Annotated in this window: 18 protein-coding genes; 11 read left to right on the top strand and 7 right to left on the bottom strand. The window is 46.8% G+C overall.

Annotated elements, in window-relative coordinates:
- Positions 1-52: 52 nt before the first annotated feature.
- From OXN25_18620 to OXN25_18605, 4 genes are all read left to right on the top strand, one after another.
- On the top strand, positions 53-1,174 hold the full coding sequence (locus OXN25_18620; GenBank protein ID MDE0426869.1) for an iron-containing alcohol dehydrogenase: 1,122 nt from the start codon (positions 53-55) through the stop codon (positions 1,172-1,174).
- Positions 1,158-2,312: a PQQ-binding-like beta-propeller repeat protein gene (locus OXN25_18615; protein MDE0426868.1), complete on the top strand. Its 1,155-nt coding sequence runs from the start codon at positions 1,158-1,160 to the stop codon at positions 2,310-2,312. Before OXN25_18620 ends, OXN25_18615 begins: the two co-directional genes overlap by 17 nt.
- A 98-nt stretch (positions 2,313-2,410) precedes the next feature.
- Positions 2,411-3,751: a coproporphyrinogen-III oxidase family protein gene (locus OXN25_18610; GenBank protein ID MDE0426867.1), complete on the top strand. Its 1,341-nt coding sequence runs from the start codon at positions 2,411-2,413 to the stop codon at positions 3,749-3,751.
- 3 nt (positions 3,752-3,754) lie between these two features.
- A complete protein-coding gene (locus OXN25_18605) occupies positions 3,755-5,008 on the top strand; it encodes a phenylacetate--CoA ligase family protein (GenBank protein MDE0426866.1) in 1,254 nt (417 codons plus the stop codon).
- Between the two features lie 28 nt (positions 5,009-5,036).
- Here OXN25_18605 and OXN25_18600 read toward each other — a convergent pair whose 3' ends face one another.
- Positions 5,037-6,197 carry a GTP-binding protein gene (locus OXN25_18600; protein ID MDE0426865.1) on the bottom strand — a complete coding sequence of 387 codons (1,161 nt, stop codon included), beginning with the start codon at positions 6,195-6,197 and terminating at the stop codon, positions 5,037-5,039.
- 173 nt (positions 6,198-6,370) lie between these two features.
- Between OXN25_18600 and rfaE2 the strand changes: the two genes are divergently transcribed.
- Genes rfaE2 through OXN25_18580 form a run of 4 tightly spaced genes read left to right on the top strand, consistent with a single transcriptional unit; the run spans position 6,371 to position 10,291 of the window.
- On the top strand, positions 6,371-6,877 hold the full coding sequence (rfaE2, locus tag OXN25_18595) for a D-glycero-beta-D-manno-heptose 1-phosphate adenylyltransferase (GenBank protein MDE0426864.1): 507 nt from the start codon (positions 6,371-6,373) through the stop codon (positions 6,875-6,877).
- Positions 6,878-6,913: 36 nt separating this feature from the next.
- A complete protein-coding gene (locus OXN25_18590; GenBank protein MDE0426863.1) occupies positions 6,914-8,284 on the top strand; it encodes a glycosyl hydrolase in 1,371 nt (456 codons plus the stop codon).
- Between the two features lie 53 nt (positions 8,285-8,337).
- A complete protein-coding gene (locus OXN25_18585) occupies positions 8,338-9,810 on the top strand; it encodes an AAA family ATPase (protein MDE0426862.1) in 1,473 nt (490 codons plus the stop codon).
- Positions 9,797-10,291: a hypothetical protein gene (locus OXN25_18580; protein ID MDE0426861.1), complete on the top strand. Its 495-nt coding sequence runs from the start codon at positions 9,797-9,799 to the stop codon at positions 10,289-10,291. The genes OXN25_18585 and OXN25_18580 overlap by 14 nt, the downstream gene beginning before the upstream one ends.
- An 80-nt stretch (positions 10,292-10,371) precedes the next feature.
- Here OXN25_18580 and OXN25_18575 read toward each other — a convergent pair whose 3' ends face one another.
- From OXN25_18575 to OXN25_18550, 6 genes are all read right to left on the bottom strand, one after another.
- Complete coding sequence (locus OXN25_18575; protein ID MDE0426860.1) at positions 10,372-11,331, bottom strand: Gfo/Idh/MocA family oxidoreductase; 960 nt, start codon at positions 11,329-11,331, stop codon at positions 10,372-10,374.
- 74 nt (positions 11,332-11,405) lie between these two features.
- Positions 11,406-14,621, bottom strand: a complete 3,216-nt coding sequence (locus tag OXN25_18570; protein ID MDE0426859.1) for an efflux RND transporter permease subunit — start codon at positions 14,619-14,621, stop codon at positions 11,406-11,408.
- Between the two features lie 134 nt (positions 14,622-14,755).
- Positions 14,756-17,983, bottom strand: coding sequence for an efflux RND transporter permease subunit (locus OXN25_18565; protein ID MDE0426858.1), 3,228 nt, complete (start codon positions 17,981-17,983; stop codon positions 14,756-14,758).
- Between the two features lie 149 nt (positions 17,984-18,132).
- Positions 18,133-18,870 carry a hypothetical protein gene (locus OXN25_18560; GenBank protein ID MDE0426857.1) on the bottom strand — a complete coding sequence of 246 codons (738 nt, stop codon included), beginning with the start codon at positions 18,868-18,870 and terminating at the stop codon, positions 18,133-18,135.
- 40 nt (positions 18,871-18,910) lie between these two features.
- Complete coding sequence (locus OXN25_18555) at positions 18,911-19,873, bottom strand: SDR family NAD(P)-dependent oxidoreductase (GenBank protein MDE0426856.1); 963 nt, start codon at positions 19,871-19,873, stop codon at positions 18,911-18,913.
- Positions 19,874-20,164: 291 nt separating this feature from the next.
- Entirely contained in the window at positions 20,165-20,947 is a 783-nt protein-coding gene (locus OXN25_18550) for a LamG domain-containing protein (GenBank protein MDE0426855.1), read from the bottom strand.
- A gap of 188 nt (positions 20,948-21,135) precedes the next feature.
- Here OXN25_18550 and OXN25_18545 point away from each other — a divergent pair, with 188 nt between their 5' ends.
- The 3 genes from OXN25_18545 to OXN25_18535 all read left to right on the top strand — a co-directional run bounded on the left by OXN25_18545 (position 21,136) and on the right by OXN25_18535 (position 24,406).
- A complete protein-coding gene (locus OXN25_18545; GenBank protein MDE0426854.1) occupies positions 21,136-22,569 on the top strand; it encodes an FAD-binding protein in 1,434 nt (477 codons plus the stop codon).
- Positions 22,570-22,896 carry a hypothetical protein gene (locus OXN25_18540; protein MDE0426853.1) on the top strand — a complete coding sequence of 109 codons (327 nt, stop codon included), beginning with the start codon at positions 22,570-22,572 and terminating at the stop codon, positions 22,894-22,896.
- Between the two features lie 178 nt (positions 22,897-23,074).
- On the top strand, positions 23,075-24,406 hold the full coding sequence (locus OXN25_18535) for an FAD-binding oxidoreductase (GenBank protein ID MDE0426852.1): 1,332 nt from the start codon (positions 23,075-23,077) through the stop codon (positions 24,404-24,406).
- Position 24,407 lies beyond the last annotated feature (1 nt).

Genomic DNA, 24,407 nt, shown 5'->3' with positions numbered 1-24,407 from the left:
AAATAAAGTCGGATGGGAATCCACAAAATCGATTAAACCCTAACGCACAAACATGCAAGATTTTGATTCTGAACTCACGCAACGGGTTATATTTGGCGAAAATAGTATTGAGAAATTAGGCGAGTTAACTCGAGACCTCGGAGGTAGCCGTGTTTTCATAGCAACTGATCGTGGTATCGAAAAGGCAGGTATCCTCGCGAGAGCAATATCGGCGTTGCAAAGCGAACGGATCGCTGCTTACGTTTTCGCCGATGTTTCGCCTAATCCGACGACGGAAGATGTCGAAAATGCCGTTGTGGCCGCGAAAGCCGATGCACCGATAGACTTGATTATTGGACTCGGCGGCGGTAGCTCAATGGATTGTGCCAAAGGCGCAAACTTTCTACTAACCAACGGCGGTAAAATGGAGGACTACTGGGGCACCAATAGGGCGATACACCCGATGCTTCCGTCCATTGGTATCCCGACGACCATCGGTACCGGCAGTGAAGCCCAATCTTTTGCGCTCATCGCGCAGCAAGAGACACATATCAAGATGGCGTGTGGCGACAGAAAGGCAAAATTCGGGACCGTCATTCTGGACGCTACACTCACTGAAACGCTGCCGAGATCGGTCGCAGCAATAACGGGTATAGACGCAATTGCGCATGCGCTCGAAAGTTTCGTCTCAACCAGACGGAATCCGATGTCCCAGATGTTCGCACAACACGCGTGGCAGTTGTTAGATGTGAACTTTGAAGCAGCCCTCAAATCAAAGGACACTACAGCGCGAAGCAATATGTTATTCGGTGCTTACCTCGCCGGGCTTGCAATCGAAAATTCAATGTTAGGTGCTGCGCATGCCTGTGCCAATCCGTTGACTGCAAGATACGGTATCACCCACGGCGTTGCTGTTGCGCTGATGCTACCATACGTTATTCGATTCAACAGTCCCTTTGCTGAAGAATCTTACCGTCAACTACATTCTGATGGAGATTTAGCGGATAGGATTGTTGAACTAAAAGAAATTGGTAATTTGCCGAACACACTAAGGGAATGCAGTGTCGAATACACTATAGGAACAGTGGACATCCCCACATTATCAAAAGAAGCCTCAATACAATGGACAGCACAATTTAATCCACGTCCGCTGAACGAACAAGATTTTACAAAACTCTATGAAGCAGCCTATTAATATAAACCGTTTTGTATGGACATTTACCGTAAAAAACGTCCTATTTCTACTGCTCTTTATTGGACAAGCAACTTTTGCTGATTGGGCAACTTTTCGCGGGAATCCGCAGCTTACGGGTGTTACCAACGCTGAACTTTCCGAAAACCCGCAACTGCTTTGGACTTTTCAGGCAGGAGATATGATTGAGTCAACCGCTACAGTCGTTGATGGCACCGTGTACGTTGGTGCGTTAAACGGCTTTCTCTACGCGATTGATGCACAAACGGGTGAAAAAAGATGGATGTACCAAGCAACCGGTGCTATTAAAGCATCTCCATCTATCCATAACGGTGTAATCTACCTCGGGGACAGCGAAGGTATCTTCCATGCAATAGATATTAGCACCCAAGAAACGAAATGGCAGTTTAGGACGGAAGGTGAAATCATATCATCAGCCAATTTTACCGGAGACCGTGTGTTATTCGGTTCGTATGATGGATTTCTCTACTGCCTCAACCGAGAAAACGGGGAACTCATCTGGAAATTTGAGACCGAGGGGTATGTCCACGGCACACCTGGGATTTGGACCCAGTCCGCAAGTGAATCTGATAACGCGCAGCGTTTCGCCATTGTTACTGGATGCGATAGTTACCTTCGCGTTCTTAACATCAATGATGGCACACAGGTACAGCAAGTTGACCTCGGCGCGTATGTCGGTGCCAGCCCTGCGATTTCGCAAAATCGTATCTATTGCGGCACGTACGGTGCTGAAATATTAGCAGTCAACTTAGATATTGGAGAGATTGCCTGGCGGTATCGCCACCCGAAACGGAGATTTCCGTTTTTCGCTTCAGCTGCCCTGACTGAAGATATGGTAATCATCGGAGGACGGGATAAAATAGTGCACGCGCTTTCGTCTGAGACAGGAGAATCGTTATGGACCTATACAACCAAATCCCGTATTGAGTCATCGGCTGTTGTTGTCGGCAAACGTGTCTTTCTTGGGACGACCCGCGGGACGTTCATCGCTTTAGATGTGTCCACAGGAGAATCGGTGTGGGAATTCGCAACGGGTTCATCAATTGTCGCTTCACCGAGTGTAGCCGATGGCAAGATTTACATTGGGAGCGAAGATGGAATCCTCTACTGTTTTGAATAATGAACTTTCAAGGATAGATTCATTAAGAGAAAATTTTTCAGCCGATACATAGAATTGGGAAGATGTCAAAGTATATTTAAGGCAAAGGAGCAAACATTATGCCTGAAACAAAACCGGAACCCGCAACAGCAGGAATAGATTCAAAACAGACGACCGTCGGGAGTGTTTTCGTTTCAAACTACCCACCGTATTCCACTTGGAGCGAGTCAGATGTGCCAGAAGTGGCGCGAATGCTCGGTGAACAGCCCCGACCCGACGCAACGCTTGGGCTTTACCTCCATATTCCCTTCTGTCGTAAACGGTGCAAATTCTGCTATTTTCGAGTCTATACGGATAAAAACAGTTCGGAAATTGACACGTACTTGAACGCACTTGCGAAAGAGATCGAACTTTACAGCAAGCAACCCGCGATCGCCGGTAGACCCCTGAGATTCGTCTATTTCGGTGGGGGTACGCCTTCCTATATTAGCGTCAAACACCTCACTGCTCTCGTTGACAGCGTAAAACGGGCAATGCCGTGGGATGCTGCTGAAGAAGTGGCGTTTGAATGCGAACCCGGCACCTTGACAGAGAAGAAAGTAGATGCAATCAAAGAGATTGGTGTAACCCGATTGAGTCTCGGTGTTGAAAATCTGAACGATGAGATTCTTGCCGAAAACGGTAGAGCACATCTCTCCAAAGAGGTTTATCGCATTGTGCCGTGGATAAAAACATTAGCATTCGACCAAGTCAACATCGATCTCATCTCAGGTATGATAGGTGAAACGTGGGAAAGCTGGCGAGAAACCGTCAGCAAGACAATTGAGCTTGAACCAGATAGTGTCACTGTTTATCAGTTGGAGCTGCCGTTCAACACGGTCTATTCTAAAGATATCCTCGGTGGTGATACACTTCCCGTAGCAGATTGGAAACTCAAGCGCGAATGGCATCAATACGCCTTTGAACAATTTGCGCGAGCCGGTTATGCGCAATCCAGTGCGTATACAGTGGTTAAGAAGAATAAACCGTGCCAGTTTGTCTATCGCGATGCAGTGTGGCAAGGAAGTGATATGATAGGCACAGGGGTCGCCTCTTTTTCGCACCTCAGCGGCGTTCATTTTCAAAACGCCCCCTCATGGGGAGATTACCTCCGCCACCTTGAAGAAGACAGATTTCCTGTCTATCGCGCGCTGCGGCCAACGGAAGCGGAACGGTTGACGCGAGAGATGATCCTACAACTCAAACTCGGAAGCATCAGACCGTCTTACTTCAAGACAAAGTTCAATGCTGATATCCTCACGCTTTACGCTGAACCCTATGATAAACTGCAGAACGACGGCATGCTGCACGTCAACGCCGAGTTAGACGAGATTCAATTGACCCAACGCGGGCTGCTCCAAGTCGATAGCCTCCTTCCAGCATTCTATGCCCCGGAATACCAGAACACACGATACACCTAAGACATGGATACAAGCACACAATTACAACGCTTTCGCGAGATGCTCGCTCCAGTGTTAGAGACAAACGCTTTTTATCGACGAAAACTTACCGAAGTCGGGATTACACGTCCAAACGATGTGCAGACCCTGAGCGATTATCAGCACCTGCCTTTCACTACAAAGGAAGAACTCAGTGCAGACCAAGTATCATATCCCCCTTACGGTACAAATCTCACCTTTCCACTGGAACAGTACACCTGTCTGCACCGCACATCAGGAACAACCGGTTCACCTTTACGATGGTTAGATACAGCAGAATCGTGGGACTGGTGGGGTAAATGTTGGCGAGAAATTTACGACGCAGCAGGCGTGACATTCGCAGATCGGCTCATGCCCGCTTTTTCGTTTGGTCCTTTTATCGGCTTTTGGAGTGCATACCACGGTGCACAACAACTCGGTGCGCTCATAATCGCGAACGGCGGCTTTACCTCTGAGCAACGCATTCGCGCTATTCTGAGCAATGAAGTAACTGTGCTAATCTCCACACCGACTTACGCACTACGGCTTGCCGAAGTCGCAGCACAAGAAGGTGTTAATCTCAGTGAAGAATCTTCGGTCCGAGTGACCATCCATGCGGGTGAACCCGGAGCCAGCTTACCTGCAACAAAACAAAGGATTGAAAATGCTTGGGGTGCGAAGGCTTATGACCACGCTGGCGCGACGGAGGTCGGTGCGTGGGGAGTTATGTGCGAACCACAGGCGGGTGTCCATCTCAACGAAAACGAATTTATTTGTGAAGTGCTTGATCCAGAGACCGGCAATCCAACAGACGCGGGAGAATTAGTCATCACCAATTTAGGGCGCATTGGCATGCCGGTCATCCGTTATAGGACAGGAGACTACGTTAAACTCAAGTCAGCACCGTGTGAATGTGGGAGAGAGAGTCGTGTCCTTGATGGCGGTGTTACCGGTAGACTCGATGATGCCCTAATCATTCGCGGTTTGAACGTGTATCCCGCCACTATTGAAAACATTATCCTCAAGTTTCCAGAGGTCCAAGAATTCGCTGTCCGTGCTTACGGTACAGAGACGCTTGACGAACTCGAAATTCAGATTGAGTCCACAAATCCAAATCCGACCGATACTGTCAATGCTGTGACAACAGCTATCCGAGATGCTTTAGGTCTGCGAGCTGTCGTTCAATCGGTGCCACTTGGAACACTACCGAGATATGAACTGAAGTCCAAGCGATTTACCGATCAACGAAAAATGGACTGAAATCTGCTACATAAACCGGCAGAAAAAATTAGGTTACGCTTGTCACAACACCAAACCCGATCCGTACACCCATCTTCTTTACTTCAAACCGAGTGCCGATCTCCATTACCAACGGAAGGTCAAGCACAAGCGTGACATGGGCATAAGTCCCGGATGTAACAAGGGCAAGTTCGGGTGGAAGGTGTAGGTGTGCTGGCATATCAACACCCCATAGGTAGATATCGGGTCTATCATTTTCAATAAGCGGGATATGTGTGCCGCTCTCTTCAAACGTCAAGAGATAGATAAGGGCAGTAAACTCAGCATGTGACTTGACAGTCTTCGGTGTACAAAGTACTTGTCCGACAGACAGCCAATCTGGTTCAGATTCGACAGATACTTCACGCTCCTTTATACCGACAACCCGTGTTTTGATCCTGTCCCCCTTACCGACAATATCTACTGCCTGTCCAACAGCGAGTTGTCCCTGTATAATTTCACCACGCACGGACACGCTCTCTTTCGTTTCGTCAGTAATTTCATAAATTGGCATAATGAGGGGCAAGCGTTGGATATTCACGGGTGCAGGCATTACACTGTTCATCGCGACAATCAAATCAACAATCGGCTGCCATTGGGAAGAGGTAATCCGGTTCCCTTTGTAGTCTAACGCCTTTTGCGCGTCACCGACGATTATTGGTGTCGTACTTTTTCCATCTCCATACGCGTTCAGGAGTTCGTGCATTTCTTGTTTGCAGATGTCTACGATTTCATCATCTTCTGGAACACCCCCTGTATTAAGAAAGGGCAATACCTTTGGAAGAGGCAGCTGATTAGCGAGTCGGAGATGTGCATCGGAGTCCGCTGTAACACCCTCGACAGCATTCACCACCCAAATCGCGCCCTGAATTCTCGGTGAACCACTAATCAACATTTTAACGATATCTGAGGACATCTCGCAGTCGATTTGGGTATAAAATTTGCCACTGGTTTCATAGGCAATCGTACGGTAGGTAATACCAACGCCTTCTCGAATGGGATGATGAATCGGGGATTGTGCTTCAAAATCGGTGTCTCCGTCCGTATGAATTGCGCCGATTCTTGAGATGACCTCCGCCATCGCCGCGGTTAACGTTGTTTTACCGTGTCCATCTGCACCGAGGGTACAGATAGGTAGTCTATTATGTGTATATTCTTTTTTTTCTATCATCTCTTCTCTCCTAACGGAAATAATATTTCGCCTACGAAACCTGTGTCATTATAGCAAAAAGTCAGCAATCGTGCAATACGGAAAAACTTGCCAAACGGTCGAAAGCATGCTACACTATTAACGTTTTAAAATCCACGATTAGAAAACACAAAACGGCATTATCCAGGGAACAAATGTCAAGCCAAAAGATCCACGATCGCAGTCAACTTGAATCTATTCTTCAAGAAGCGAAAACAGATGGGGCTGTCGTTGTTACGACTAACGGTTGTTTTGATGTTCTGCACTTAGGACATCTCCGGTACCTACAAGCAGCACGTCAACTCGGCGATCTACTCGTCGTGGCAGTTAATAGTGATACCTCGGTGCGGCAGCTCAAAGGTGAAAATCGGCCCCTGGTTCCTGAAGCGGAACGCGCAGAGATGCTCGCCGGATTGGAGTGCGTCAGTTACGTCGTTATCTTTCCAGAATTAACACCCATTGATTTGCTTTCCGAACTTAAGCCGGATATCCACGTTAAAGGCGGCGACTATAAACTGGAGGAACTCATAGAAAAAGATGTCGTTGAAGCAAACGGTGGTAAAGTGATCGTCGGCTTGAACGTTCCGGGCAAATCGACAACCAACCTCATCGAAGTGATATGTGAACGGTATAAAGATACTGATCCTGAAGGCGCACCGTAACCCAGTTTTAGTATACAGAGGAGCAACTACAGTAAAATGCAGATAAATGATTCATTGCACATCACCGACCTGAAACCTCAAATTGAGAAACTTTTTGAATGCTCAGGTCAAAAGATTTTAGCCATTGAGGACACGTGGCCCTCTGAAAAAGGCACACCGGTCTTCACCGTTGCTGGCATCTATACAACACGCGGTTGGACGGAGTGGACACAGGGTTTCCAATTCGGTTCCGCTATCCTCCAATTCGATGCCACCGGTGATGAGCAGTTCCTTGAAATCGGCAGACGGAATACGATTGAAAAGATGGCACCGCACGTCACACATATCGGTGTGCATGACCATGGGTTCAACAACGTCTCGACTTACGGAAACCTCCGCCGACTGATGCGAGAGGGTGTGATTCCGTGGAACGATAGCGAGATGGATTTTTACGAACTTGCATTAAAAGCCTCCGCCGCTGTGCAAGCGAGTCGCTGGACCCAGATAAAAGATGGGAGCGGGTATATCGCTTCTTTCAACGGACCGCATTCGCTCTTTTCGGACACAATCCGTTCCCTGCGTGCTTTAGCACTCGGACATACGCTTGGCGCGGTACTCATGGGTGAAGGCGATGTCGCTATTAGCCTGATGGAACGTCTCCTCCAGCACTCCCAGACAACGGCAGCCTATAATGTCTACTATGGCGAAGGACGTGATGCGTTTGATTTACGTGGACGGGTTGTGCATGAATCTATCTTCAACACCAACGACGGAAACTATCGCTGTCCGAGTACGCAGCAGGGATATTCACCCTTTACGACATGGACACGCGGGTTGGCATGGATTATTACAGGTTATGCTGAGCAACTCGAATTCTTTGACACACTCTCTGAAGACGAACTCGAACCCTACGGGGGATACGCGCTGGCAACAGCACACATGCGCAAGGCTGCAGAAGCCACTGCAGATTTCTATATTGAAAACACTGCTCAAGATGGGATTCCGTATTGGGATACGGGTGCCCCGGGTTTATCGGGACTTGGTGATTATTTGGCTGTGCCTGCGAATCCGTACAATGATCTTGAACCCGTGGATAGTTCCGCCGCAGCCATCGCGGCACAAGGGTTAATCCGACTCGGCAATTACCTCAAAAAACACGGTGAACCAGACGCAGGAAACGCCTACTATCAAGCCGGTCTAACGGTCGCCCAAACGCTCTTCGCTGAACCATATCTGTCTGAATCTGATACACATCAGGGATTGTTGTTACATTCGGTGTACCACCGTCCGAACGGCTGGGACTATGTGCCGGAAGGTCGGAAGATTCCGTGTGGAGAGGCTTCGATGTGGGGCGATTACCACGCGCGTGAACTCGCAGTGCTGCTATGGCGAGAGATAAATGATAAGCCGTATTTGACGTTTTTCTAAGGTATATTTCGTAAGCACATCTGTGGACGCAAATCAGATGAGGAGAAATCATAATGAGCGAAACCAAAGGCACGCAGCATCCGAATGTTGAAATTGCTGTTGAGAACTTCGGCCCCATCGCTGAAGCAAATATTGATTTGCGTCCGCTGACAGTGTTTGTCGGTCCAAGTAATACAGGAAAAACCTATTTTGCTACGTTGGTGTATGCGTTGCATGGCACTTTTAACGGTTTATCTGGCTCAGGCCTTCTTTCTCCTTTTGAGCAAGGAGAAGTTCTAAGTATAGTACGTCAACTTTTAACTGATCACACTATGCCAAGAACGGAAATTCAGGATATAGTCAATAAATTAGGAATGTGGGGCAGACCTTTTAAATTGTCGGATTTGTCCAAGGAAATGCGACAAAAATTAGGCTCTATAATCAAAGAGACAGATTTTTTTACAGAAACATTGCAAGATGAACTCAAAAATTGTTTTGATCTTAATTCCATTCCAGAACTGATCCGTATGACTGAAGTAAAGCATAGTGAAATGACAACTTTGCTGAAGGTTATTGAAGGAGGACAAGAATATTGGAACTTCAAGATGAATGTTTCTGAATCAGAAGTTAACTTAGATAGTTCTACTGTTCTGAATATTTCAACTGAGGATGACCTAGTACTTCTTCCTATAGAATGTTTGGTTTCCGCAGAACTTCTTGTTGATGACAACAGGGCCAGCATAAGTATTAGTGGGCCTAAAAAAAGAAATAGGTACTATATGCCTGCTGCTCGGAGCGGAATAATGCAAAGTCATCGTATTATCGCAAGTTCGCTTGTGAAACGTACGACCCGAGTAGGTTTGGAACGTTTCCCCGAAGTTCCCACTATGTCAGGAGTGATAGCAGATTTTATGGAAAGGATTATCCTTTACGAAGAAGGCAAAATTCCTAATGATGAAATGAAACACCTGGCAATGACCCTTGAATCCGATGTCCTTGGGGGGCAAATACGTGTGGAACCTTCATTAATCGGATATCCAGACTTTCGCTACCAACCACAAGGTGTAGAAGAGGATATACGTTTAAGCCAAACCTCATCAATGGTATCTGAACTTGCTCCCTTGGTTTTGTTTCTCAGAGGTCTTGTCCGTCCTGGCGACACACTCATTATTGAAGAACCCGAAGCACACTTGCACCCTGGTGCGCAAGCAGATATAGCAGTTATCCTCGCTCGCTTGGTTAGGGCAGGGGTAAGAGTGATTATAACAACATACAGCGACTGGCTACTTCAGGAAATAAGCAATCTGACGCTTGAAGGACTATTAGAAGACGAAACCGACGAACCTGCAAGTTGGCTCCTACCGAACGAAGTTGGTGTATGGCATTTCCAAAAGGACAAACCTGTGCGGGAAATTCCGTTTCATCCCCGAGAAGGCATATCCCCAGAAGATTATGAGGATGTTGCTGAAGGACTCTATAACCGATCAGTGAATCTCCAACAGAGACTTGAAAAAAAGAAAGGTGAAAGCGGACGTGAACCTGTATGAAACCCTCGAGGAGATTCGTCAATGGATAGGGAACAGAAGAGCAACATCCTATACCAAAGAAGGATGCCGCGTCTCTATGGCAAGCATACCGTCTGAACGCGTTGTATTGGATGTAGACCTTGCTTTTCCAACAGGCAGAGCGGATACCAACCAATGTGATTTTGTTCTTTTCTACATTGACGCTGCCCAAAACTGCCTCGTCGGGGTTCCAATGGAACTTAAGAGAGGCGATGTTGATGTGTCAGAAGCAATCGCACAGCTGCAGGAAGGCGCGCGCATCGTTGATAACCACACGCCAAGTAATGTTGATATGAACCTTACTCTTATCTTAGTTCACGGAGGTAGTATACACAGAAGTCAGCGAAATCGCCTCAGAACTTCCAGAATCAGGTTCCGAGGCGAGCAATTTCCGATTAATACTGCGCGATGCGGCCATGAAGGCAATTTAGCACAAGCTTTGAGGAAATCCAGCAAACGGTAATTTCATATGTTCTGAGATTGGGAAATCCTAACATTTATATTGTCAAACATATTCGCCCGTTTTATTTTTTCATTCCTTGGCTATACTACCACTTGTTCAACTTGTCCTGTCTCCAATGAACGATTTGCAGCGAGTGTGACAGCAAGCGATTTGACGGCATCGGCGTAGGACGAAAGCACCAATTCTTGATCGTTCGCTTCAACCGCATTGATGAACTGTTCAACCTGTCGGAAGTACCCCGCCTCAGTGCCGGTGTAGTTAATCGTTTCATCACCAATCTGACCCCGTAATCCGAGATCGTGTGTGAGTTTGAGATAGATGGCATCACCTACCAATTCGGTTGCGAAGTTGTCGTGTGCACGGGCAACACACGTACTGGTGATACTCCCTACTGCTCCGCTCTGAAACTGCATGTTGCAAACGGTACACTCCTCGAAGTCTGCGATACCTTCGGAAACGCCTTTGATACCGTAAGCCTGAACACTCGTCACATCACCGAGAAAATAACGGATGAGGTCAAAGACGTGAGTCGTCTGTTCCACCATTTGTCCGCGGGACACGTCGTATTTCCCCCACCATGGATGATTAGCACCCATCCGCGTGAGAAACCGTCCAATCCCCATAGCAAGTTTCTGATCTCCGACTAACTCCTTCGCTCTTGCTGTAATGTCGCTGTATCGCGCCATATAGCCGACTTGACTGAGGACACCAGCCGTATCAATTGCGTCGCGAGTGCGTTGTGCGGTTTCTAAATCCTGCGCAACGGGTTTGGCGACGAAGAGTGCTGCGTCGGATGCTGCTGCATCGACAACCTGTGTCGTATGCGCACCCGGTGGAATACAGATAAATACAACATCGGGTTTCTCTTTTTGTAGCATCTCACCGTGGTCAGTGTACGGTGTTGCATTTTCTTCAGCAGCGATGGCTGTGGCACGTTCAGCATTTATATCGCAGACTGCTGCAATGGGACGTTCGAGTTGTTTGAGGCTTTGGCGGTAACTTCTGGTGATGCCGCCAACACCAATAAAGGTAATTTTCATATTAAGTTCTCATCCTTCTATAATATGTGAAAGCGAAACAGGGCAGAATTTGGAGATATGCCCTATACCTCTGGTTAATCATCAGCCGGGGTTGCGGCACCCAGCAGCTCTTCATCGGAAACAGGACGGAAGCGTTCCTCTGGATTTCTCAAGAAGAACGCTCGCAAATCTGTTGTGATGGCATACAACGCTGGCATTACGAATAACGTCATCAAGGTTGCAAACGCGAGTCCGAAAATGATCGTATACGCCATCGGCATCCAGATTGGCGATTTGCCCCCTAAACCGATTGCCATTGGAATAAGACCAATAATTGTCGTCAATGAAGTGAGTATAATCGGACGCAGTCGGATGCTACTTCCTTTTAGAATCGCATACCATTTATTGTGACCACGTTCCCGATGCTTGTTAATGAAATCAATCAGCACAATCGAATCGTTCACGACAATCCCAGAAAGTGCTACAATACCAAACATAGCGACGATGCTAAGTGTCGCATTAGAAAGTAGGGTTCCTATCATCGCTCCAATCATTCCGAATGGCACAGCCAAGAGGATAATAATTGGTTGACTAAACGATTTGAATTGCGCACCTAATACCATATAAATTAACAACAATCCAACAATAAACAATTTCCACAACTCGGAGAAGGATTCTGTAATCTCATCAAAAACCCCTCGAAAATCGAGTTGGTATCCCGGATACAGAGATTCTACGTTAGCGAACGTACGAATTAACGCCTGATTTACCCTCACTGGCGTTGTTTTTGCTCTATCTACTGAGGCATAAACCGAGATTGATCGTTCCCCGTCGAATCGATGGATATCTGCATAACCCTTCTCCTCCCTGATGGTCGCAACGTCTTTAAGTGGAACAATCGCACCTGTCGGGATTGCAATCAATAAATTGTTAAGTTCGGCAAGGTTTTTAAGAGTATCTTCCTTATATTTGACGATGACATCAACTGCTTCGTCCGCTTCACGATAGGTTGTGGCTTTAGCACCCGCAAGAGCAGTCCGAACCGTTTGGGCAACCTGAAATGTACTTAATCCATATTGATATGCTTTCTCCTGATTCAAGTAGATGCGCAATTCAGCCTTTCCGGTGCTGAAGTCATCTTGGATGTCGTAAACACCTTCTATCCGAGTTAGGACTGTCTTAAGAACGTCAGCGAGTTCAGTCAGATTCTCAAATCTCGGTCCTTTTACCCTGGCTCTTACGTCCGCGCCTTGTGGGGGTCCCTCTTCCTGTGTAACGAAATTCAGCCGCTCTATTCCACTAATTGTGGTGGTTTTTGTCCGTAGCTCCGCGATGATCTCATCTACACCTCGCGTGCGTTCTTTTTTAGGTGTGAGCTCGATGATTACCTCTCCGAGATTTGAACCGTAGGTAACACTTCTTCTTACCAAACCCGACATAAATGTGTGTAAACCGACATTGCTGACGACCGCAGCGACTTCAGTCGCAGGAAGTTCTTTAGCCATCTCTTCAATTTGGGCAATCACTTCCGTTGTTTCCTGAATTCCGTAGGATGGCGGCATCTCGGCTTTAACATAAAATTGTGGAAAGTCTTCACCGGGGAAGAGCTCCCTGTCAAGTACCAAAAATGCCCCGACGCATGCAACCAATCCGATGAAGAGGACACTCCCCACAAAGACATATCGGTGTCGGATGGTTATTTTCAATATCCTAACATATCGATTCCGAATAAAGTCAAAAAATGTGGCAAACCAAGCAAAAAAACCGATGAGGCGAGTACTTAGCGTAAAGGCACCGTGAGACTGGCGTTGGAGCCTGGCAGAACCCCTGTATCCTGTTCGGATTTTGGCTTTTCCCCATTCGGAGACGTGAGCTGGTAAAATGACGAAGACTTCAAAAAGAGAAGCTATCAGCACCAAAATCGCCATAATCGGCACGATTCGCATAAACTGTCCAGTAACACCGGACATAAACATCAATGGACCAAACGCGCAGATTGTCGTCAAACTCGCCGCCATAACGGGCCAGCCGACTTCTTCTGCGCCGCGAACCGCAGCAACTCTCGGAGGTTCCCCTGCTTCAATATATCGGTAGATGTTTTCTATGACGACAATAGCATCATCTACAACAATTCCTACCACTAAAATAAGTCCAAACAAGGAAACACCACTGAGTGTATAGCCGCCTACAGACATAAACCAAAACGTCGCCATGAACGCAACGGGTATACCCAGTGCCGCAAATAGCGCATTCCGCCATCCGATAAAAAGGAGGAGCATCAAAACGACAAGCACCAAACCGAAAAGTGCATTTGTTTCAAGAATCCCCAATCTTTCTTTGAGAACAACCGAATAGTCGTTAACAACCGTCAATTCAGCACCTTCGGGGAGATACCTTCTCCGATTTTCGACTAATTCGCGGAGTTCAGCAACTAATGCGATTGTGTTTCCTTCTGTCTTTTTCTCCACACTTAGGTTAATCGAGGGTTGTCTGTCAATTCGCGATAGGGTCCGCACTTCCTCATAGGTGTCAGAGATCGTTGCGACATCTTTCAGACGGAGAGACCACCCTGTGGGTTGAATAGGGATGAGAGTTTCGCCAATAGTCTCCAAATCGGTGAATTCTCCCATCGTTCGGATCATGAATTCCGTGTCCCCGAGTTCCATCGTACCTGCCGGGAGGTTCAAGTTGCTGGTACTCAGGGCAGTGATAACGGTTGCAATAGGCAATTGGTAAGCTCTCAAGCGATCAGGCTTTACCTCAACCCATATTTCCCTCTCACGGAGACCTGCTATTCGGACGGCAGCAATATTTTTGATGTCTAAGATTTCGTCTTTGAGATTTTCGGCAATTTTCCGCATCTGTGTTTCCGAAATATTTCCACCAACAACAATCGTCAACACAGGAAAACCAAATGAAGTATCAAATTCTTCGACCCTCGGGTCATCTAAAATCTCCTCTGGCAGCCCATTTGTCTGTTCAACAGCAGTGCGGAGAATCTCAAGTTCCTTGTCGAAATCCCGATCCCTTATCTCCTCAAAATCGACAAAGATAATGGAGCGCCCCTCTGAAGAGGTCGAAAACAATAGGTTAACTTTGTTGACGCTCCCTTCAATGGCATCCTCAATAGGAGCAGTGACAAGCTTTTCAACTTCTTCAGGGGATGCTCCCGGATATAACGTTGTTACAACTGCGCTCTGTACTGAGACTTCGGGTGTGAGTTCTCGCGGTAAATTTATCCATGCGTACAACCCGAAAGCGATAATTATAACCATCAAAAGATTCGCTAAAACGGGATTATTTACGGACATCCTGGGGATAGACATGGTGATAGGATTTTACGGTGTGAGGTGCTGAATGCTGAGTGTTTAGCTTGCAGAGTTTCCGTTTCACAAGAGGCAAAATTATAGAGAGCGAGGCTTCGTGCCTCGCTCTATTGCTCAATTTAGTCATCAGCTGGGACTGCAACCCCTAATAGGTTTTCGTCTGAAACGGTTTGGAAACGTTCTTCTGGATTTTTCAGGAAAACCGCTCGTAGATCTGTTGTAATCGCATATAGGGCGGGCATTACAAACAGCGTCATTGTAGTTGCAAGCGCGAGCCCAAAGATAATTGTATACGCCATCGGCATCCAGATCGGCGATTTGCCACCTAAACCGATTGCCATCGGAATGAGTCCGAAAATCGTCGTCAGCGAGGTGAGAATGATCGGACGCAATCGGATACTCCCACCTTTCAGGATCGCATACCATTTGTTGTACCCACGCTCTCGGTACTTGTTAATGAAGTCGATAAGGACAATCGAATCGTTCACCACAATTCCTGAAAGTGCGACGATACCAAACATGGCGACCATGCTAAGCGTTGCATTGGCAAGGAATAACCCAACCATCGCACCTATCATCCCGAATGGAACAGCAAGCATAATGATAATAGGTTGTATAAATGATTTAAATTGCGCACCTAACACAACATAAATCAACAACAGCCCGACGATGAACAGTTTCCACAACTCGGAAAAGGACTCTATAATCTCATCAAAAAGCCCTCGAAAATCGAGTTGGTATCCCGGATACAGGGATCCAACATCGGCGAACGTGCCGATTAACGCCTGAGTTGCTGCAAAAGGGGTTGTTTTTGCCCTATCTACAGAAGCATAAACCGTAATCGCCCGTTCACCGTCAAACCGGCGGATATCAGAATACCCTTTTTCCTCTGTAATATCGGCGACATCCTTGAGCGGAACGATAGCCCCACTGGGTGTTGCAATCAACAGATTATTCAGTTCAGCAAGGTTTCCAAGCGTATCTTCCTCGTATTTGACGATAACATCAATCGCCTCGTCTGCTTCCCGATAAGTTGTCGCTTTGGCACCCTCAATAGCGGTGCGCACTGTTTGCGCAATTTGGAATGTGGTTAATCCGTATTGATGGGCCTTCTCCGGTTTCAGATAGATACGGAGTTCGGATTTACCTGTCCGAAAGTCGTCTCGAATGTCGTAGACCCCATCCATCTGCGAGAGTGATGCTTTCAGGGTATCAGCGAGTGCAGTAAGTTGTTCAAATCTCGCCCCTTTTACCTTAACTTCAACATCCTCTCCTTGTGGGGGCCCGCCTTCCTGTGTAATGAAATTCAACTCCTCTATGCCACTAATCGTTGTGGTTTTCGTCCGCAGTTCGGCGATGATGTCATCTACACCTCGAGTGCGTTCTTGTTTTGGTGTGAGTTCAACAATAACTTCTCCGAAATTTGAGCCGTATGTAACACCTTCCATCATAGCACCCGTTGGTGTATGTAACCCAACGTTGCTGACGATCGCAGCGACTTCGCTTGATGGAAGCGTTTTCGCGGCTTCTTCAATCTGAGCTATCACGTTAGTCGTCTCTTGCATACCATAGGAAGGCGGCATTTCGGCTTTGACATAGAACTGTGGGAAATCCTCTCCGGGAAAGAGCTCCTTGTCAAGCACCACAAACGCGCTAACACACACAACCGATCCAATCAAGAGAACACACCCAACAAAAGCATATCGGTATCGGATCGTCTTTTTCAAGACTCTCACATATCGGTTTCGGATGAGGTCAAAAACCGTACCGAACCATGCCAAAAAGCCGACGATAGGGACAGTTAGGCTAAAGGTATTCGGAGATCGGGTTCGGAGGGGTTCAAGTCTGCTGCGTCCCGTACGGGGTTTCGGTCTTCCCCATTCAGAGACGTGTGCTGGCAAAATGACGAAGACTTCAAAAAGAGAAGCTATCAACACCAGAATCGCCATAATCGGCACGACCCGCATAAACTGCCCAGGAACGCCCGACATGAACATCAACGGACCGAAAGCACAGATCGTTGTCAAACTTGCCGCCACAACGGGCCAACCAACCTCCTCTGCGCCGCGAATCGCAGCAACTTTCGGAGATGCCCCCGTCTCAAGGTGCCGATAGATATTTTCTACAACAACAATAGCGTCATCTACAACAATCCCTACGACCAAAATAAGCCCAAACAAGGAAACACCACTGAGTGAGTACCCCCCCACAGACATGAACCAAAACGTTGCCATAAAGGCAACCGGTATTCCGAGTGCAGCGAACATAGCGTTGCGCCACCCGATAAAGAGCAGGAGCATCAAAACAACAAGCACCAAACCGAAGAGTGCGTTTGTTTCAAGAATCCCTAAACGTTCTTTGAGGATAACCGAATAATCGTTAACCGCAGTCAATTCGGCACCGTCAGGCAGGTCGCCGCTCCGTTTTTGAACCAACTCACGGAGTTCAGCAACCAAGGCAATCGTGTTGCCTTCCGTCTTTTTTTGGACACTTAAGCTGATAGAGGGTTCCCCACCAATCCGTGATAGCGTCCTTGCCTCTTCATAGGTGTCCGAAACGGTTGCGACATCCTTTAGGCGCAGGGGTGTCCCTGTCGATTGAACGGCGATGATGGTTTCACCGATTGTATCTGGACTCGCAAATTCGCCCATCGTCCGCACCATGAATTCCGTATTACCGAGTTCCATCGTGCCTGCTGGTAGGTTCAAGTTGCTGGTACCCAGCGCAGCAACAACGCCCGCAATGGGAATCTGATAGGCTTTCAACCGATCGGGATCCATCTCAACCCAGATTTCTCTTTCACGGAGCCCTGCTATCCGGACAGATGCGATGTTTTTAATATCCAATATTTCATCTTTGAGATTTTCGGCAATATCCCGCATCTGCCTTTCCGAAATATCGCCGCCAACAACGATTGTCAGCATAGGAAAACCGGATGAGATATCAAGTTCTTCGACCCTTGGATCATCTAAAATCTCCTCTGGCAAGTCATTTACACCTTCAACAGCAGTGCGGAGATTTTCAATCTCCTTGTCGTAATCTCGGTCACTCATTTCTTCAAAGTCGACAGAGATCACGGATCTTCCTTCCGAAGAGGTAGAGAACAGTAGATTGATTTTGCTGACATTTTCCTCAATAGCGTCTTCAATGGGAGCAGTGACGAGTTTTTCAACTTCTTCGGGGGAGGCACCCGGATATAGAGTTGTGATGGTCGCGCTCTGTAATGCGATTTCGGGTGTGAGTTCCCGTGGGAGGTTTATCCATGCATACGTCCCAAAAGCAATGATTATAATCATTAGCATATTTGCCAAAACAGGGTTATTCACGGATATCTTAGGAATGGACATGGCAGTAGAATTTCTCCTTATTTTTTGTAGCCTAACGGAGATTGAGAAAGTCTTTTATGGTGCAGCACTATTTTAAAGCGACATTATAGGGGTAGGGCATGTGCTACCCCATTTTAAATTCGCTGATATATCAGGGGGTTATGCTCACCTTAGTTCTGTTTGAGTGTTCCCCATGTAGTCGCCAACTTACCTTCAGGAGCGATTGCCAAAGGTTCAATCCCTTCGCCTTCAATGGAAAGTGTATCGACCAGAAACGTAACCGTTTGACCACCCCAACTGTTCATGAAACCGATACCGACGCGTTCAACATCAAACTTATGGTTCCACGTTTTGTTTCCAGAGAGTTCCCATTCATCCTTTTCACTCTCTCGGTAATAACCCGAGAAGAGGTCATCCTCTTTGACGATCTTGAGGTGAAGGGGGACATCAAAACCGGTCTGGAAGTGTCCTTTGTCTTGCCAATTGGCTTCAACCATACTACCGATAAGCGTTTTCTGCGGTTGATTGGCTTCGCCGCCAAACAGTAAACAGGCATAGTTCATGTCATCATCACTGTAAAGGAAAATACCAATCCACGAATCTGCTGGTTTATCAGGCTCGGTGGAAAAAATCCCGCTCACGGTTATATTTTTCGCCGCAGTTTTCGGGACTTCTCGTTCAAGCATCGGTTTATCAGGGGTCGTATGCCCCCATCCGCCCTTCGGATTCGTCATCTGCAAGAAGCCGTCTTTGACTTCATACGTTGTAACTTTGTCACGATAGTCGCGAAATTCCCATCCGTCAACAAGTTCATCACCATCAAACGGGTCTGTCCACACACCAGCAGAGGCTTGTATCATGGGACCGAACACCAGCACTCCGCATACCAGAATCATTAGCGTTTTCATAGTCAACCTCCTAATTTTTTCATTTTTCTTATGGGTACCCCTACTGCTCCAATCCAACCAATTTATAACTGAGATCCACTAATTTCTTTGCAGTCCCCATATCTTTGGCGTTCGGATTTGGAGATGTCATGGGCCAACCCCCTTTTTTACATTCTTTGTCTCTATAAAGTACACTGCTCTGACTAAAATACGCCCCTGAATGGTTTGGTACATCATCAGAGAGTAAACAATGAAGTGACGTTTGGGCTGCCTCTTCGTTACTCTCAGTGATAAAAGGGTTGAGCGGTGCCAGTATCACCCGCATGATTCTCACAAACCAGCTATTGCCGCCGAAGTTTGAGCGTGCCCACCCCGGGTGAACGGAAGCCGTCGTAACACCCGCGCTTTTTAGTCTTTCCGCAAGTTCCATTGCATATAAGACAGCAGCAACTTTAGCCTCAGCATAAGCCGCGAAATTATTGAATTTTCTTGTATTAAAATTCAAGTCGTCCAAATGCACAGTGGGTCGATTTTGTTTACTGCCTGCATGAACAACAGACGAAACAATTACCATTCTTGATGGGGCACTTTCCTTCAACACCTCAAGCAATAATTCAGTAAGCAAGAAATGCCCGAAATAACTCACGCCGATCGCCATCTCAAACCCATCTTTCGTCCTTTGGACTTCACTGCCAGAGGTCACAAGTCCAGCATTGCACACTAAACCATCCAGTTTATCATATTTCTTCAGGAATGCATCAACAAACTCCCTCACCGACTGTAGATCGGCAAGGTCTAATTTCATGACCTCATAACCCCCTCTTAATCCGGTAAAACTGTTGGCGATCTCTTCCGCTGCCTCGAGTCTTCTGCATGCCATTATTACATGGCCACCTTGCTTAACTAATTGTCTTGTCGTTTCAAGACCAACTCCCGAATTAGCACCTGTTACGATATAAACTTTTCCAGTTACATCTTTGGCAAGTGTATCCTTATCGACCCGTAATATATTCTTTCTACTCATTTTTACCTCGCGATATAATAAAGCTCGCTCGCTTAAAGTCCCATGATATGTCCTAACTTATAAACTGCCTCATCGTTAGTATAAAACAAACTACGAGGACTATATCTACCCTCCCGTTAAAGGTCGGTGCGGAATCGCTCGATTTACTGCACCTCTCAGATCAAAAATTAACCATAAATACGGGGTCTACAGCAGACACAATCCAAACCCAGGATTTGAAACTGAATACGGCACGATCAATTTGGGTTATTATAACATGGCGTAAGGCATTGTTGCAAAGAGAATCCCGAATTACCGAATCCCTTTGAGAGTACCCCACGTTAACGCCAACTTATCCAACGGTTCAACGTCTAACCCACCAAGTGCCTTCGCCAACCCGTGTTCTACGATAATCGCTAAGTCGTCTTCACTGAGCACCGTGTTAAAAATAGCCGCTTCATCAATAATACCGACGAAAAATGAACCACCACCCCATCGACCAATCTCAACAGGATTCCCTGTGACGGTCGTTTTACCGGGACGTGTACTCACTCCTGCTCTCACGCCATTCACATACACCACGAGTTGTTCAGCCTTCTCGTTGATGTCGTAAGTCGCTGCGAAGTGGATCCAGGTGTCCTCATCCGGTACAGTTGCGGAGGCTCTCGGCTCCCAACTTCCACCGGGTTTGACAAACGCAGACATCCGATTGCCTTCCTGCGGTGGGTCAATCCGCAAAAGATACTCGTCGCTTTTTGCGATGAGCTGCCGCCAATCCCCAATATCTGTTGCAAAGAACCACGCCATCATTGTGAGTTCATCGCCGAGTTGTAATTCCGGCGTTGAGTCAATGGATACCCACTGTCCGCCATCAAACTCAAGCCCTTTGCCGATTTTTCCGTCTTTCCACTTCGCACCGTTAATTGTGCCGTCGTGTCCGAATTCTGAAGAATCTTTGGTTGTCTTGCCAGCACCTTCATCAAAGAGCCAGACACCGACTGCCGTTTCAGGATCAATTTCGGCAGAACAGAGCTGCGGGATTACCCACATCACTAATAAACAGCTAATTCCTAAAACCGAGATAGATTTTCGCATTTTTGTCCCTCCATAATCCAATTTTGGTAGATCGTATCAGATTTTATAATTATAACACATTGCCCAATATTCTAACAAATAAAGAATTAGTCTGAGAGACATTCGCTATATTTCTAATTGGACATACGAGCAAAAATGTGGTAAACTAAATGTAATAACTAAAATTACCTTGCAGAAGGACATAGACTATGGATCAAAAAGAACAAATTGTTGCCGACCTCTCTACGCTTTTGGGTTCTAAAAATGTTCTAACGGATCCGACGGCTTTATCGGTATATGAATGTGATGCCGCGCCGTCTTTTAAGGCAATGCCAGATATTGTTGTCTTCGCAGATACAGCAAAACAGGTATCGGATATTGTAAAGTTGGCAAATAAATACGGTGTCCCGTTTATCGCTCGCGGCGGTGGCACAGGTTTGAGTGGTGGTATGCTCTCCGTTCAGGGTGGGATTATTATTGCCCTGAATCGCATGGATCGTATTTTAGAGATAGATCTTGAAAACGAACGGGCAGTGATTGAACCCGGGGTCGTTAATCTGTTGCTAACGCAGGCAGTCGAGAACAAGGGTTATCATTACGCGCCAGATCCCTCAAGCCAAAAGGCATGCACAATCGGTGGCAATATTGCCGAAAATTCCGGTGGACCGCATACCCTGAAATATGGTGTTACGTCTGACCATGTGCTTGAATTGGAAGTCGTTTTACCCGACGGCGAGATTATTGAACTCGGTGGCAGTGTCGAAGATACAATCGGCTACGATCTCCGCGGTGTGATGATCGGCTCCGAAGGCACATTCGGTATAGTGACGAAAGCCGTTGTCCGTCTCACCCGTAATCCGCAAGCGTATCAGACTGCACTCGCAGTTTTTGAAACGATGGACGATGCCTCCAACGCAGTCTCAACGATCATTGGTGAAGGTATTATTCCCGCTGCACTGGAAATGATGGATACGCTCGTCATTCGTGCGTTGGAAGAGGCGTTCCACTTCGGTTTTCCGCTTGACGCTGAAGCCATCTTGATTGTGGAACTCGACGGTATTGAAGCAGGTATGCAGAACCAAACAGAGCAGATTTTAGAGATTTTTAAACAGCACAACGCCCGAGATGTGAGTTACGCCAAGAATGAGGCAGAACGACAGGAACTTTGGAAGGCTCGGAAAAGCGCGTTCGGTTCATTCGGACGCCTCGCACCGAACTATATCACACAAGATGGGGTCGTCCCGAGGACGACGCTCCCGAAGGTTTTGCGTCGTATCTCCGAAATTTCCGAACAATATCAGATCCCGATTGCAAACGTATTTCACGCGGGTGATGGTAACATCCATCCGATTGTCCTCTTTAACGAACGCGATGCTGACCAATGCGAACGCGTAGAGCATGTCAACAAGGAAATCCTGACGGTATGCGCTGAAGTCGGTGGCACAATCACTGGCGAACACGGTATCGGTGTTGAAAAGATGGATTATATGCCCTTGATTTTCAGTCCTGCTGATTTACAAGTTATGGCAACGGTCAAAAGCATCTTTAACCCGACTGGACTCTGTAATCCGGGTAAGATTTTCCCGACTGCCGAATCTTATGAAAAGTTGGGTTTGCAACCTGATGCAATGAGGAATTTCTAAATGAAAACCTATTCCAAAGATGATGTTATCAAAACTGTCCGAGATATGCTTCAAGACATTACGGAAGTTGAGTCTATTAAGCATCTGGGAGGTAATGAATTTTCGGTCCGTATTATTATTAGTGAAGCAGATAAGACACCTATTATCCCTACCCGCAGTTACGAGCGATTCATTGATACTTTTGCTTCTGCTTTAGGACATAAATTTGATTCTGAGGGAAGCATGTCGAGCACTGGTGACAAGGTAGAATACCTTGATAGTAGGGCAGGGGAGTACTGGACGAGACAAATCCACTTTAGTCTTGACCAGATTAATGTGGAGGGATAGGTGAGTGATAGAGACAAGTGTCATAGTTGCTTTGCTTGAACGGAGCGTGAAACGTTTGGAAGATTTCTCCATTTACCAAACTCCTGTTCAACCGGATCAAGTCGAAAAAATAGAGGGGTTTGAGATAAGAATCCTGACCAATAAGACTGATACATAAGTATAAAAAAAAGAAAAGCAGATGGAAAACTCACGTGCTTTGCACGATGAACTTAGGCAGATTGTTGGAGATTCAGGTGTCCTTTCAGAGGCGGCATCCGCATCTTATGCTATTGACGGATGCGCTCCGAAGGCGGTTGTCTTGCCTGCATCTGTTCAAGAGATACAGGACATCCTTCAATTTGCAGCGAAACAGGATTTGTCGGTTATCCCTGCTGGTGCAGGCACGAAACTCGGCATAGGAAATATTCCAGAGAAAGTAGACGTAGTCCTATCAACAACACATCTGAACAGCGTTGTCGAATATGAACCAGCGGATCTAACTGTAACTGTGGAAGCCGGTATTCGCTTGGCAGACCTTCAAAAGGAATTGGCGAAACATCGGCAGTTTTTGGCAATGAATCCACCTTACGCAGAACGATGTACCATTGGTGGGATTGTTGCAACAAATACAAGCGGTTCATTCCGACTTCGACACGGAACAGCCCGAAATCAGGTGTTGGGAATGCGAGTTGTTCACGCAAATGGCACTGTCGTCAAAAGTGGCGGGAAAGTCGTGAAAAATGTCGCGGGATATGATCTCAACAAACTCTACATAGGCGCTTTCGGAACACTGGGTATCATCACCGAAGTTGCCCTCAAATTATCGCCGATACCGACCCGACAAGCAATAGTCGCAACAGAATTTCAGGACATTCAAAACACAGTCAACACAGGTTTAAGTATCGTTAGTTCGCAGACGTTACCGATGTTCGTGAATTTATTCATTAATTTCGATCCGAGGTGTCCGGAAACTCGCGGACAAAAGAAATTTATGTTGGTGACCGGATTCGGCGGGGACCCTGAGACCGTGGCGTGGCAGTTGGCTCAAAGCCGAGAAATTATGGAACAAAATGGCGGAAAAGGTGTGACAACCACCGAAGATGAATCGCAGCAACACATTCAAGAGATTATTCAGGAATTCTCAGCGTATAACGAGAACGCTGAAAGCGTCATCGTGAAAATAAACTTGAAACGAACCGACATCGTTGCGTTTTCTGAGCAAATTATGGGAGTGAGTTGGACGCACGATGTGCAAATGATGGCGTTACTCGGAAACGGTGTGTTATATCTTAAGATTCCGGTAGTGCCAGAAACAGATTTTCAAGCCCTTTCGGACGTGCTGACGGCACTGCGCCAATCGGCACTGGAAATGCGAGGAAATCTCATCGTAGAAACCGCACCGTCTGAACTCAAACGGCATATTGACGTTTGGGGACCGGTCGGAAATATACTTCATCTCATGAAACAGGTTAAAGCCAAATTTGATGCAGACGGTTTGTTGAATCCGGGGAGGTTCATTGCCAGTATTTAGT

The organism is Candidatus Poribacteria bacterium, from assembly GCA_028820845.1.
Lineage (GTDB): Bacteria > Poribacteria > WGA-4E > WGA-4E > WGA-3G > WGA-3G.
This window is presented reverse-complemented; position numbering and strand designations above follow the sequence as displayed.